Source organism: Streptomyces ipomoeae 91-03, from assembly GCF_000317595.1.
Taxonomy (GTDB): Bacteria; Actinomycetota; Actinomycetes; order Streptomycetales; family Streptomycetaceae; genus Streptomyces; species Streptomyces ipomoeae.
The window spans coordinates 41203-54357 of sequence record NZ_AEJC01000535.1 but is presented as its reverse complement, the minus strand read 5'-3'; the positions used below and the strand labels follow the sequence as shown (position 1 = coordinate 54357).

Genomic DNA, 13155 nt, shown 5'->3' with positions numbered 1-13155 from the left:
ATCGGTCCACGTGAGTTCACGCGGATCAGATCACGCGGATCAGATCAGGCCGATCAGTTCACGCGGATCAGATCAGTCGCGTACGCGGACTTAGACCTGCTCCGGGCTTGCCATCGCCCCCGCCCACAGACGGACTTCAGAGACACGGGCGGGCAGGTAGTGCTTCCATGTGCCGTTCGTGAAGCCCTTGCCGATGGCGAAGTCGCCGCTGCCCAGCTGGACGGTGAACGCCTTGGCGTCGCCGTTCTGCCCATAGCCCAGATAGAGGCTGATCGTGCCGTACACCGAGTCGTAGATGCCGGTCAGCCGTACCGGACTGTCCAGGGCGGCCACTTCGTCGGAGACCACGGAGGAGAAGGTGCCGTCAGCGTTCAGGCGGCAGAAGTGCCAGACGCCGACGGGCCTCGTGGTCTCCTCCAGCGTTTCCTCGTCGAGGACCGTGTCCTTGCCGGTCAGCTCGTACCAGAAGCCCCAGGCCGAGCCGTCCTCCGTGCGCTGGCCCAGGACCTGGCCGGTGTATCCGATGTCGTCCCCCGGCACACCCCCTTGCCGCCGTACGCGGGTGATCCGTGTGTGGGGGCGTGCGTTCGAACAGCGTGGCTCCCCTTGCGCCCTGCTTTACGACCAGTGTCGCCGGCTGCGGGAGCAGGGCGCGGATCGCTGTGGGGCCGCCCTTGATGCCCCAGGTCTCCTCGGCCTCGTCCTCTCCCACGAAGACGATGTCGGCGGACCGGGCGAGGTCCAGCAGGGTTTGTGGGCCCTCGTCGGTCTGCCACAGGGCCGGACGGTGGTTGACGTCGAAGGAGATGAGGGGGGCGCCGGTGGGGCGGGGGGCCGTCAGGGTTCGCAGCAGTTCGCGGCAGTTGTCGGACAGGGCGGCCGTGATGCCGGAGAGGTGGAGGACGCGGGCCGCGTGTATCGCGTCCAGGTCCATGTTCTCCGCCGTCATCGCGGAGGCGGCCGAGCCCGCGCGGTAGTACGCCACCTCGTGCGCGTCGGTGGCCCGGTCACCCGCCGTGCGGAAGTAGACACCTGTCGGGCGGGTCGGGTCGCGTCGTACGGCCGAGACGTCGACGCCGTACTCCCCGATCGCCTCGACCAGGTGGTCCCCGAAGCCGTCGGCGCCGACCCGGCTCACCCAGCGGACGGTGTGGCCGGCGGCGGCCAGTACGCAGGCCACGTTGGACTCGGCGCCCCCGATGGCGCGCTCGAAGGAGGGGACGTCGGCGAGGAGGCCGGGGCGGGTCGGGAGGAAGGTGACCATGGACTCGCCCAGCGCGACGACGTCCACGACGTCGGGGGCGGTGGTCACGATGGTCGGGGCTCCTCGTCGTCGGGGGCTGCGGCGCCGTTGACCCGGCGTTGGCTGGGATGTTAGACAGCAGTGAGCGACATACGCAATAAACGTTGCATATATTGCAAAATCCCTTGTCAGGAGGTTTCGTGGGTACCGAAGCGCTCGACCGTCTGGTCGCCGAACGCGTCGATCACCGGTTCAAAGGCCTCCCGCCGGACGCCGACGGGATGACGGTGGGGGAACTGGCCGCTCAGCGCCGGAACCTGTTCGACGGTGGATTCACGACTCCTGTGCTCGCGCTGTCCGCCGAGCGGCTCGAACACAATCTGGCGTTGATGGAGGCGTACGCCTCGCGGCACGGGCTGTCCTTCGCGCCGCACGGGAAGACGACCATGGCGCCGCGGTTGTTCTGGCGGCAGATCGAGCGGGGGGCGTGGGGGATCACGCTCGCCGTGCCTCATCAGGTGCGGGTGGCACGGGAGTTCGGGATCCAGCGGGTGTTCCTCGCCAATGAGGTGGTGGACCCGGCGGCGCTGCGCTGGATCGCGGGCGAGTTGGCGGCCGATCCGTCGTTCCGGCTCGTCTGTTACGTCGACTCCGTGCGCGGTGTGGAGCTGATGGACGCGGCGCTGAAGGGTTCCCCGCGTCCGGTGGACGTGGTCGTGGAGCTGGGGGCGGGCGCGGGCGCGCGTACCGGGATTCGCACGGAGGCGGAGTGCGCTGCGGTCGCCGACGCCGTGGCGGGCGTCGACACGCTGCGGCTGGTGGGGGTGGCCGGGTACGAGGGCGAGGTGCCGGAGGCCGATCCGGAGCGGGTGCGGGCCTGGTTGCGGCGGCTGACCGCTCTGGCCGTCGGCTTCGACAAGGCGGGACGGTTCGAGGGGCTGGAGGAGGTGGTGGTGAGTGCGGGCGGCAGCGCCTGGTTCGACGTGGTGGCGGAGGTGTTCGACGAGATTCCCGAGTTGTCGGTGCCGGTACGGAAGTTGTTGCGGTCGGGCGCCTATGTCTCGCACGATGTCGGGCACTACCGCCGGGTGACTCCCTTCAACCGGGTGCCCGATGAGGGGGCCCTGGAGCCCGCCTTCCGGCTCTGGGCCCAGGTCGTCTCCCGCCCGTCCGACGAACAGGCCTTCGCCAACGCCGGCAAGCGTGACGCCGCGTACGACCTCGGTCTGCCGGTGGTGGAGGTGGTGCGGGACGCCGACACGGGCGTGGTCCGGGACGCGGACGGCATCTCGGTGACGGCCCTCTCCGACCAGCACGCCTGGTTGCGCACGGCTCCGGGGACGAGCTTGGAGGTCGGCGACTGGGTGGGGCTGGGGCTGTCCCACCCCTGCACGTCGTTCGACAAGTGGCAGCTGATTCCGGTGACGGAGGGGGACGGGACGGTAGTGGACTACGTCCGTACGTTCTTCTGAGGCTGGGGGTGCGTACAGCGCTCCGGCCGCCGGCCGCGCGAGCGACCACAAAGAACCCGCAGCCGCAAAGCGTCCTCAGTCACCCTCCCCATTGGGCAAGTCCTTATCGGCACCCCAGGGCGCAGCCCGGAAAGGTGGCAGCACGTGGACCTGGTCTTCCGTGACGCCGAGGTCGTGGACGGCACCGGCGCCCCCTCCTACCGCGCCGACGTGGTCGTGGCCGACGGCCGCATCGTCTCGGTCGTCAAGGAGGCCGCCGCCGCGGGGTGCCAACGGCCCAGCTCCGGGCGGATGGTCGACGCCGAAGGCCTCGCGCTCGCCCCGGGGCTCATCGACATGCACGCGCACAGCGATCTCGCGCTGCTGCGGGACCCGGAGCACACCGCGAAGGTGGCGCAGGGGGTGACGCTGGAGGTCATCGGGCAGGACGGGCTGTCGTACGCCCCCGTGGACGACCGGACCCTGGAAGAGGTGCGCCGGGCGATCACCGGGTGGAACGGCTACGGCGAGGACATCGACTTCACCTGGCGCTCGGTCGGCGAATACCTGGACCGGCTCGACCACGGGTTCGATGGGGAGGGGATCGCGGTCAACGCCGCGTATCTGGTTCCGCAGGGCACCGTACGGATGCTCGCCATGGGCTGGGAGGACCGGCCGGCCACGCCCGAGGAACTGGACCGGATGCGGGAGTCCGTGGCCGCCGGGCTGCGGGAGGGCGCCGTCGGCATGTCGTCGGGGCTGACCTACACGCCCGGCATGTACGCCGAGGACGCCGAACTCACCGAGCTGTGCCGGGTGGTGGCGTCGTACGGCGGCTACTACTGCCCGCATCACCGTTCGTACGGGGCGGGCGCGCTGGAGGCGTACGAGGAGATGGTCGCCCTGACCCGCGACGCCGGGTGCGCCCTCCATCTCGCCCACGCCACCATGAACTTCGGCGTGAACGAGGGGCGCGCCCCGGAACTGCTCGCCCTCCTCGACGAGGCGCTGGCCGACGGCGCCGACATCACCCTCGACACATATCCGTACACCCCGGGCTGTACGACCCTCGCGGCGATGCTGCCCAGTTGGGCGAGCGAGGGCGGCCCGGAGGCGGTCCTCGCGCGGCTGGCCGACGAGGAGACCGCCGCGCGCATCCGGCACGACATGGAGGTGGTGGGGGCCGACGGCTGTCACGGGGTGCCCATCGAGTGGGACACCATCGAGATCTCGGGGGTCGCGGACTCGGCGCTGTCGTCGTACGTGGGCCGGACGATCGCCCGGTCCGCCGACGCCCGTGGCGAGGAGCCCTGGGTCACCGCGCGCCGGCTGCTCGTCGAGGACCGGCTCGGGTCCACGATCCTCCAGCACGTCGGCCACGAGGAGAACGTCCGCACGATCATGCGCCACCGCGTCCACACCGGCGGCTCCGACGGCATCCTGCGCGGCGACAAGCCGCACCCTCGCGCGTACGGCACCTTTCCGCACTATCTCGGCCGGTACGTACGGGAGTTGGGCGTGCTCTCCCTGGAGGAGTGCGTCGCCCACCTCACCTCACGCCCCGCCGCCCGGCTCCGGCTCCCCGACCGCGGCCTCGTCCGCGAGGGCCACCGCGCCGACCTCGTCCTCTTCGATCCGGCGACGGTCGCCGCCGGATCGACGTACGAGAACCCGCGCGTCCTGCCGACCGGCATTCCGTATGTCCTCGTCGACGGCCGTTTCGTCGTCGACGAGGGGCGTCGGACGGATGTGCTGGCGGGGCGGGCGGTCCGGAGGGCGGGGGATTCCCGAACGGCCGCCGGATGACCACCCGCCCACCGAGTGCTGCGGTTACCGCTGCTTACGGCTTGGGGAGTACGCAGCCGCTGCGGCTGAGGTCGAGCTTGTTGTCGAGGCCGAAGCAGGCGGGGATCTGGTAGGTCTGCTGGGCGTAGTTGATGCCCTGGCGGACGGTCACGGTGCCGTTCTCGGCGACCTCACAGGGGTTGTTGACGGTGCAGCGCTCGCCGTCCTCATTGCCGGTGTTGTTGACGGCGACGACCTTGCCGGTGGCCTGGTCGACGACCGGGGAGCCCGAGGTGCCGCCGATGGTGTTGCAGGCGGAGGTGTAGCGGAGGGAGTCCTTCCAGGTCCAGTCGCCCTCCTTCAGGCGGTACGCGAACCCGTCGACGCTGCAGTTGTAGATCCGCTTCCAGTAGCCGGAGACCACACTGATGGCCGTCCCGGCGGTCGGGTGCGTGTCGTTGAGGGTCAGCGCCTCGATGCCGTACGAGCTCCTGATCTGCGCGTACGTGGTGGTGAGCTGGTAGAGCGCGACGTCCGTGTCGGTCATCGTGCCGTACGCGATCTTGCTGGCGCGCAGTGTGCCGACGCGGGTGCCGGCGGAGTTCAGCAGGCCGAAGGTGCGGCTGGACGCCTCGTCGACGATCACCTCGCCCGGTTCCGGGAAACCGGCGGAGAGACAGTGGCCATTGGTCATGACCAGCGCGGGGTCGTTGTCCTCGGAGGCGGGCATGCGGACGACCGAGCCGGAGCAGTTGCTGAGCGAGACGGTGCCGGCGAAGTTCACGGCCTGGACGCTCGGGCCGGCCAGGACGCCGTTCACCAAGGAGGTCGCGGACTCGACCACGTCCGTCACCGCGCTCCCGGGCTCGGCCGACTTCCCCGGCGACCCGGCCGCGCCGTCCGGCGCCGCGACGGCGGGCGCCGCACCCGTCCCGGTGATCACCAGGGCGAACAGTGCGGCTACGAGAGGCTTTCTCATGTGGGGGTCCCCTCTTGCGACGTAGGTGACTTGAGTGACGGGAGATCGTCCTGCCACCGCAGTTTGTCATGCGCATTGTGAGGGTCATGTGATGACCGAGCAAGGAGTTGGTTCCGGCCGGGGGTCTTCGGCCAGGGGATCGCGCGGGTCGACTGGGCCGCCGGGCAACTTCCGCTCTTCCGGCCCTCCTTGGACGGCCGTATGGAGCTACCTGGGCTTCTTCGTGGCTCCTTGGCCGCGGCCTTGGCCGTTACCGGAGTTGCCGGGGGACGAGGTCGCGGTGGGCGTCGCGGCGGAGGGGGAGGCGGGAGAAGTGGTGGAGGGGGACGTGGGCGAGGTGGACGCGGTCGGGGACGGGGGCGCCTCGGAAGCACCCGGCGAGGTGGTGGGCCGTGCCGTCTCCGTCGTACCGGAGGACTCGGCGGTGGACGACGAGGGGTCGGCTCCCGTGCCGGCGGAGCGGTCGGCGGCCGGGGCCGAACTTCTGGACGCCGGGCCGTTCGGGTCCTCACGCTCCGAGGAGCCGAGACCGGCGAGGCCCGCGATCGTCACGCCCGCGAGCACGGCGACGCCGACACCGCCCGCGACGAGGGCCCTGCGCCGCCGGGCCCGACGCCGCCCGAGCGTGGCCCGCCGACCGCCCGCCGGGCGCGCACGATGCCCGAGCGAGGGGTCGGAGCCGCCGGGCACACCCGGGTCGCCCACCGCGTCCGAGCCACCGACCGTGTGATCGTCAACGACGATCTCGTCCAGTTGGACGGTGTCGTCGTAGGCGTTCACCCAACCGTGGGCGGTCGCCGGATCGTTGAAGATCTCGTACGCGGGTGTCGCGTCGGTCTCCGCGAGCGGGTGATACACCTTCGGCAACCCTTGGGTGTCACCGTCGCCCTGGCCCGTCCCACCGACACCGTTCACCCGGTCGGCCCCGTTCGCCCCATTCATTACGATCTGTCGCCCTCATGTCGTACACCGTGCGGCCATGTGTGGGGGAAAGGCCTCATCTGGGGGCGAATTCTAGATACCGAAGATGTCCGCGGGGCAGTCGGGGCGCGGATCGGAGTGTGACGGGCGTCCCACGTGAGCGAAAACACGACGCGGGAGTCGTTACCGGTCGTAAGCTCGCGGGCATGCAGGTGATCCAGTCGACCAAGCTCGCCAACGTCTGTTACGAGATCCGGGGCCCGGTGCTCGAGGAGGCGATGCGGCTTGAGGCGGCGGGGCATCGGATCCTCAAGCTGAACACGGGGAACCCGGCCGCGTTCGGCTTCGAGTGTCCGCCCGAGATCCTGGAGGACATCCTCCGCAATGTGTCGTCGGCCCATGGCTACGGCGACGCGAAGGGACTGCTGGCCGCGCGCCGGGCGGTCGTCATGCACAACCAGACCCTCGGCATCGAGACGGACGTCGAGCACGTCTTCATCGGCAACGGCGTCTCCGAGCTGATCGTGATGGCCATGCAGGCCCTGCTCGACGACGGCGACGAGGTGCTCGTACCGTCCCCGGACTACCCGCTGTGGACGGCGGCGGTCTCGCTGTCCGGCGGTACGGCCGTCCACTACCACTGCGACGAACAGTCCGACTGGATGCCGGACCTCGCGGACGTGGAGCGGAAGGTCACCGACCGCACCAAGGCGATCGTCATCATCAACCCGAACAACCCGACGGGCGCGGTGTACGACGAGGCGATGATCCGCGGCCTGACGGACATCGCGCGCCGCCACAACCTCCTCGTCTGCTCGGACGAGATCTACGACAAGATCCTCTACGACGACGCCACGCACACCCCGACGGCGGCGGTGGCCCCGGACCTGCTGACGCTGACCTTCAACGGCATGTCGAAGGCGTACCGGGTGGCGGGGTACCGGGTCGGGTGGATGTCGATCTCCGGGCCGCGCGCGCACGCCGACTCCTACATCGAGGGCCTGACGATCCTGGCGAACATGCGCCTGTGCGCGAACATGCCGGGGCAGCACGGGGTGGTCGCCGCACTCAGCGGGCGGCAGACCATCAAGGATCTGGTGCTGCCGGGTGGGCGGCTGAAGGAGCAGCGGGACGTCGCGTACGAGCTGCTGACGCAGATCCCGGGTGTGACGTGCGTGAAGCCGAAGGGGGCGCTGTACCTCTTCCCGCGCCTCGACCCGCAGGTCTTCAAGATCAAGGACGACCGCCGAATGGTCCTGGACCTGCTCCGACAGGAGAAGATCATGGTCGTGCAGGGCACCGGCTTCAACTGGACCGAGCCCGACCACTTCCGGGTGGTGACACTGCCGACGACCGGGGACCTGCGGTCGGCGATCACTCGGATCGGGAACTTCCTGGACGGGTACAGCCAGCCGTAGCGCCGCGCCGGCTTTGACCGATGGCCGGTCGTGCCCATGCGGCGGAGCCGCATGTCGACACAGACCCGCGCCCCCTTTCCGGGGCGCGGGTCTCGCCGTCCGGAGTCAGGGCCGAGCGAGAGCTTCGGACTTCGCTCAACTTTAGACGGAATCTAAGGTAGGCTGGTCTCCGAGAGCTTGGAGGCCATCCCATGTACGAACCGATCCGTACCAAGTCGGTCCACACGATGGCCGGCACCACCTCCTCCGACTTCCCTCATCGTTCGCGTGAGGAAGAGCTGGACATCCAGCTCGCGGGTCATCTGGCGGCGCTGCTGGCCGTGACCGACGAGCTGCGTACGCTGACTCCCTCCGCCGACCTCGACGTGGCCGCCGAGCGGCTGTCCGAGCAGGTCAGGCGGTTGCGGGGAGGGCGGGCGCCGGTACGTTCCCCGATGCCGGCCGGTGGTCGCGAGTCGGAGCCCGCCGGGCTCCACCGGCGTGCCCACGCCCTCGCGGGGCGTGCCCTTGTCGTCGCCGCGTCCCGAGCGGACACGGCGGTCGCGATCCTCGCCGCCGAGCGGATGGACGCGCACGCCGCCGCCGAGGCGGAGCCGCGGGAGCTGGCGCCGACCCGCTGAGCCCCGCTGGGTGAGGGGGTGGCTGCGGTGAGTTTGTCCGTGCGGGTTGTGTGTGGTTGCTCGCGCCCCCGCGACTTCCGGAGGGCCGGAGTACGGATGACGCGGAACCGCGTCGAGGGCCGGTTCGACGGGGGTCGGTCACGACAGCGCACACTCCCGCCGACCTAAGCGGCAGACGCCGTTCCGGTTGTGTTCCGGGACCGCCACTTCACCCGGCGTTCATCGATGACCGCCGGGAATGTTGGGTTCCGGGAGCACGCTCACCGATGTGAGACGTATCGCTGGAATCGTCCTTGCGGTCCTGCTGATCGGCGGCGTGGTGGCAGCCGTCGTGGCGGGGCGGCAGTCAGAGGACAACGGCACGGCAACGAAGACCGTGCGCGGAGTGATCGGGTCGGAGAAGGCGGAGTTCTTCGCCGACCCAGAGGTGGTGAAGGCCCTGGCCGCCAAGGGCTACACCGTGCGGACCGAGACATCCGGTTCCTGGGCCATGGACGGGCTGGATCTGAAGGGGTACGACTTCGCGTTCCCCTCCAGCCAGGCCCCCGCCGACGAACTGGCCGAGAAGTACGACGTACGCGAACCGCTGCCCCGGCCCTTCTACTCGCCGCTCGTCGTGGTCGCCCACAAGAACGCCGCCGAGGTGCTCGCGAAGAACGGGCTGGCCACGGTCGAGAAGGGGCGTGGCGTCCTCGACATGGGCGCGTACCTCAAGGCGGCCGAGGCGGACCGCACCTGGCAGGACCTCAAGGGCGCCGAGAAGTACGGCGAGTTGACCGGGCTCCTCTACATCGCCACCACCGATCCGACCACCTCCAACTCGGGGGCGCTCTATCTCGCCGCCACCTCCAATGTCGCCAACAAGGGGCGGGTCGTGGCGGGCGAGGCGGACATCGACAGGACCGCGCCGCTCCTGCACAAGCTGGTCAGCGTGCAGGGCGCCCAGCAGACGAGCACCGACGCGGCGTTCCGTGACTTCGTCAGCGGGGTCGGCAATCCGCTCGTCCTCGTCTACGAGTCGCAGGTCGCCGCCCTGCTCACCGAGAACGCGGGCCAGAACGCCGACGATCTGGTCGTCCTCTACCCGGACACCACGGTCAACAGCGACCACACCGTCGTACCGGTCACCGACGCGGGCCGGGAGCTCGGTGAACTGCTGGGAAGAGACCCGGAGTTGCGGAAACTGGCCGCCCGGCACGGGTTCCGGCCGCAGGGCGCGCCCACGGAGTTCTCGGCGGCGACCGCCGAGTACACGACCCATCTGATGCAGAAGCTGACCGTCCGGCAGGCGCCCGTGCCCACCTCCGAGGTGCTGCACGAGATGGCGCGCCGGGCACGGGGTCAGTAGGACTACGGGGGATCACCACACATGACTACCGAAGACAGCGGCGCCACCTTCACGCTCACTCCGCCCGAGCCGGTCGCGGCCGTGCCCCGGGAGAAGGCCGGCGGGCTCGTGCCCGTCGAGGAGTCCGTACGGTCGGACATGGCCAGGAAGGCCGGCGAGTACGTCCAGGGGCTCGCCGCCCTCGACGCGCGGTCCCCGGAGTTCGCGGGCCGCGTCAGGGAGATCACCGCGCTCGGCGCCGGTGAGATGCGTACGGCCGCCGCCCAGTCCAACCGCATGCTGGAGCGGACCGTGCGCAGCCTGCCGGACAAGGGCGGGGACGCCCAGTCGCAGGTCGCGGGCTCGCTCGTGGAACTGCGGCGGGTGGTGGAGGACCTGGACCCGCGCGACCTGCCCGCGAACAAGGGCCGCAAGTTCCTGTCCCGGCTGCCGGGCGGCAACAAGCTGCGCGACCACGTCGCCAAGTACGCCTCCGCGCAGGGCACCCTCAACAAGATCGTGGGGTCGCTGCGCGGCGGGCAGGACGAGTTGCGGCGCGACAACGCGGCGTTGCAGACCGAGCGCGTCCGTCTGTGGGAGACCATGGGCAAGCTCCAGGAGTACGTGGTCCTGACGGAGGCGCTGGACACGGCCGTCGAGGAGCACATCGCCGGCGTCGAGGCCACCGACCCGGCCGCCGCCGACAGCCTCCGCGCGGACGTGCTCTTCCCCGTCCGGCAGAAACATCAGGACCTGCTCACCCAGCTCGCCGTCTGCGCCCAGGGCTATCTGGCGATGGACGTCGTACGGCGCAACAACGAGGAGCTGATCAAGGGCGTCGACCGGGCGGCCACGACCACGGTGTCGGCGCTGCGCATCTCCGTGATGCTGGCCTCCGCCCTCGACAACCAGAAGAAGGTCGTCGACCAGGTCAACGCCCTGCGCGGCACCACCGAGGACCTGATCCGGGGCAACGCCGAGATGCTCGCCACGCAGAGCGGCGAGATCCAGCGCATCGCCGCCGACCCGGCCGTCGGCGCGGAGACGCTCCGCTCGGCCTTCCAGCAGATCTACCGCACCCTGGACGCCATCGACACCTACAAGGCCCAGGCGACCGAGACCATGGCCGCCACGGTGGAGTCCCTGACCAGCGAACTCCAGCAGGCGAGCCAGTACCTGGAGCGGAGCCGGTCGCAGGGGGCGCTGGAAGGGGGCCTCGGATGAGAGTGCGTACGACGGTCGCCGTCGCCCTCGTGACCGTGGCCGCCCTGCTGACGACGACCGCCTGCACCGCCGAGGAGAAGACGGACCCCGGCGAGGCGACCAAGTACGTCCCCGGCACCCTCCGCGTCCTCGCCTCCAGCGAACTCGCCGATATGAAGCCGGTGTTGGCCCAGGTCGAGAAGGACACCGGGATCAAGATCCGGCCCACCTACATGGGCACCCTCGACGCCGTCGAACTGCTCGCCGAGGGCCGCGCGAAGGGCTCGTACGACGCGCTCTGGCTCTCCTCCAACGACTATCTGCGGCTGCGCCCGGACGCGGCGAAGCAGGTGGTGTCGGAGACGCCGGTGATGTCCAGCCCGGTGGCGATCGGGGTGAAGTCCGCGACCATGCGGAAGCTGGGGTGGAAGCCGGAGGACGTCACCTGGGCGGACATCGAGGAGGCGGTGGCGGACGGCGACCTGACGTACGGCATGACCGACCCGGCCCGCTCCAACTCCGGTTTCTCCACGCTCGTCTCGGTGGCGTCGGGCCTCTCCGACGCCCAGTCGGCGCTCACGGACGCGGACGTCGAGCAGGCCGCACCCCGGCTGAAGGAGTTCTTCGAGGGCCAGAAGCTGACATCGGGCTCGTCGGGCTGGCTGGCGCAGGCGTACGACCGGCGCGGTGACGTCGACGCGCTGCTCAACTACGAGTCGGTGCTGAAGGGCAAGAAGGACCTGACGGTGATCCGCCCGCGCGACGGCGTGATCACCGCCGACTACCCGCTGTCCTCGCTGGCGTCGACGAGCCAGGACGTACGGGAGGACGTACGCCGTCTCTCCGAGGCCCTGCGCACCCCGGACACCCAGCGGCTGATCACCGAGGAGACCCTGCGCCGCCCGGTCGTCGCCTCCGTCCCGCCCGCCGAGGGCCTCGACACCACCCGGCGCCGCGAACTCCCCTTCCCCGGCACCCGCTCCGTCGCCGACGGCCTCCTCGACGCGTACGAGAACGAACTGCGCCGCCCCTCCCGCACCGTGTACGTCCTGGACACCTCGGGCTCGATGGAGGGCGACCGCCTCACCCGTCTGAAGACCGCCCTCACCGAGCTGACCGGCGACTTCCGCGACCGCGAGGAGGTCACCCTGATGCCGTTCGGGTCGGAGGTGAAGAGCGTACGCACCCATGTCGTACGGCCCGAGAACCCGAAGGCCGGCCTCGACGGCATCCGCGAGGACACCCGGGTGCTGTCCGCCGAGGGCGACACCGCCATCTACACCTCCCTCCAGAAGGCGTACGAGCATCTCGGCACCGCCGACCGGGACACGTTCACCTCGGTCGTGCTGATGACGGACGGCGAGAACACCACGGGCGCGGGCCCGGCCGAGTTCGACGACTTCTACCGCCGGCTCCCGGCCGCACAGCAGCAGATCCCCGTCTTCCCGATCCTCTTCGGCGACTCCGACAAGGACGAACTGGAGCACATCGCCGACCTGACCGGCGGCCGGCTCTTCGACGCCCAGCAGGGCTCGCTGGACGGCGCCTTCGAGGAGATCCGTGGCTACCAATGACACCAACCGGGTCCTGCGCTATCTGGAGTCCCGCAAGAACCTCACCGGCGGCGCCCTCGGAGTGGCCGGGCTCGTCCTGACCTTCGCGGGCGTGGCGGGACCGTACTGGCCGGTCGTGGTCGTCGGGCTGTACGGCGCGGGCGCGCTGATCGCCCCGCCGGAACGGCCGGCGCTGCCGGACTTCCCGGACCCGTCCGCCCAGCTGGACGAACTCCGCGCCGACTTCGGCCGGCTCGGCGACTATCTGACCGGCATCGACCTGCCGCCCGCCGCCGCCGGGCACCTCACCGAGCTGACCGAACTCCTCACCGCCCTCCTCGACCCCGGCTGGGTCTCCGAGGTCCTCGCCCAGGACCCGGAGGGCGTGCACGCGCTGTCGAGGGCGGTACGGCAGGACGTGCCGGAGGCGGTCGACACGTTCGTACGCACCCGGTGGTGGACCCGCCTGACCCCGGGCACGGAACCGCCTGAGCGGCACCTCGAACGCCAACTCGGCCTCCTGCACGACGAGTTGGGCGCCCTGGCCGCCGCCCTGCGCGACACGGAGGCCCGGCGCCAGGAGTCCCACACGCGGTACCTGGAGGACCGCTCGGGCTGAGCGGAGGGGCTGCACCGCTTGGCCGGGCGCCTGAGA

12 protein-coding genes are annotated in these 13155 nt (G+C 70.4%); 8 read left to right on the top strand and 4 right to left on the bottom strand.

Annotated elements, in window-relative coordinates; genetic code table 11:
- Positions 1-90: 90 nt before the first annotated feature.
- Positions 91-348, bottom strand: a complete 258-nt coding sequence (locus tag STRIP9103_RS52250; protein ID WP_009329776.1) for a LamG domain-containing protein — start codon at positions 346-348, stop codon at positions 91-93.
- A gap of 16 nt (positions 349-364) precedes the next feature.
- Positions 365-1264, bottom strand: a complete 900-nt coding sequence (locus tag STRIP9103_RS35175; protein ID WP_078614159.1) for a sugar kinase — start codon at positions 1262-1264, stop codon at positions 365-367.
- Between the two features lie 179 nt (positions 1265-1443).
- Between STRIP9103_RS35175 and STRIP9103_RS35170 the strand changes: the two genes are divergently transcribed.
- Positions 1444-2715: an amino acid deaminase gene (locus STRIP9103_RS35170; RefSeq protein WP_009329746.1), complete on the top strand. Its 1272-nt coding sequence runs from the start codon at positions 1444-1446 to the stop codon at positions 2713-2715.
- Between the two features lie 144 nt (positions 2716-2859).
- Positions 2860-4500, top strand: coding sequence for an N-acyl-D-amino-acid deacylase family protein (locus tag STRIP9103_RS35165; protein ID WP_009329782.1), 1641 nt, complete (start codon positions 2860-2862; stop codon positions 4498-4500).
- Positions 4501-4534: 34 nt separating this feature from the next.
- Here the strand turns inward: STRIP9103_RS35165 and STRIP9103_RS35160 are convergent, their stop codons facing one another.
- Positions 4535-5458, bottom strand: a complete 924-nt coding sequence (locus STRIP9103_RS35160; RefSeq protein ID WP_009329714.1) for a S1 family peptidase — start codon at positions 5456-5458, stop codon at positions 4535-4537.
- 207 nt (positions 5459-5665) lie between these two features.
- Positions 5666-6316: a hypothetical protein gene (locus STRIP9103_RS49375; protein WP_158696936.1), complete on the bottom strand. Its 651-nt coding sequence runs from the start codon at positions 6314-6316 to the stop codon at positions 5666-5668.
- 269 nt (positions 6317-6585) lie between these two features.
- On the opposite strand from STRIP9103_RS49375, the gene STRIP9103_RS35150 reads away from it, so the two are divergent.
- The 6 genes from STRIP9103_RS35150 (at position 6586) to STRIP9103_RS35125 (ending at position 13119) form a co-directional block, all read left to right on the top strand.
- The gene (locus tag STRIP9103_RS35150; RefSeq protein WP_009329762.1) at positions 6586-7797 is read left to right on the top strand and encodes a pyridoxal phosphate-dependent aminotransferase; all 1212 of its coding nucleotides are present in this window, start codon (positions 6586-6588) and stop codon (positions 7795-7797) included.
- A 191-nt stretch (positions 7798-7988) separates the two neighbouring features.
- Positions 7989-8417, top strand: a complete 429-nt coding sequence (locus STRIP9103_RS35145) for an SCO4983 family protein (protein WP_009329720.1) — start codon at positions 7989-7991, stop codon at positions 8415-8417.
- 268 nt (positions 8418-8685) lie between these two features.
- A complete protein-coding gene (locus STRIP9103_RS35140) occupies positions 8686-9765 on the top strand; it encodes a substrate-binding domain-containing protein (protein WP_048821547.1) in 1080 nt (359 codons plus the stop codon).
- A gap of 21 nt (positions 9766-9786) precedes the next feature.
- Positions 9787-10968: a toxic anion resistance protein gene (locus STRIP9103_RS35135; protein WP_009329751.1), complete on the top strand. Its 1182-nt coding sequence runs from the start codon at positions 9787-9789 to the stop codon at positions 10966-10968.
- Entirely contained in the window at positions 10965-12521 is a 1557-nt protein-coding gene (locus STRIP9103_RS35130) for a substrate-binding and vWA domain-containing protein (RefSeq protein ID WP_009329747.1), read from the top strand. The genes STRIP9103_RS35135 and STRIP9103_RS35130 overlap by 4 nt, the downstream gene beginning before the upstream one ends.
- On the top strand, positions 12508-13119 hold the full coding sequence (locus STRIP9103_RS35125) for a hypothetical protein (protein WP_009329784.1): 612 nt from the start codon (positions 12508-12510) through the stop codon (positions 13117-13119). The genes STRIP9103_RS35130 and STRIP9103_RS35125 overlap by 14 nt, the downstream gene beginning before the upstream one ends.
- Positions 13120-13155 lie beyond the last annotated feature (36 nt).

Coding starts and splice junctions, on each gene's coding strand:
- STRIP9103_RS35145 (WP_009329720.1), top strand. CDS start 7,989: ATGTACGAACCGATCCGTACCAAGTCGGTCCACACGATGGCCGGCACC.
- STRIP9103_RS35160 (WP_009329714.1), bottom strand. CDS start 5,458: ATGAGAAAGCCTCTCGTAGCCGCACTGTTCGCCCTGGTGATCACCGGG.
- STRIP9103_RS35130 (WP_009329747.1), top strand. CDS start 10,965: ATGAGAGTGCGTACGACGGTCGCCGTCGCCCTCGTGACCGTGGCCGCC.
- STRIP9103_RS35150 (WP_009329762.1), top strand. CDS start 6,586: ATGCAGGTGATCCAGTCGACCAAGCTCGCCAACGTCTGTTACGAGATC.
- STRIP9103_RS35175 (WP_078614159.1), bottom strand. CDS start 1,264: ATGGTCACCTTCCTCCCGACCCGCCCCGGCCTCCTCGCCGACGTCCCC.
- STRIP9103_RS35135 (WP_009329751.1), top strand. CDS start 9,787: ATGACTACCGAAGACAGCGGCGCCACCTTCACGCTCACTCCGCCCGAG.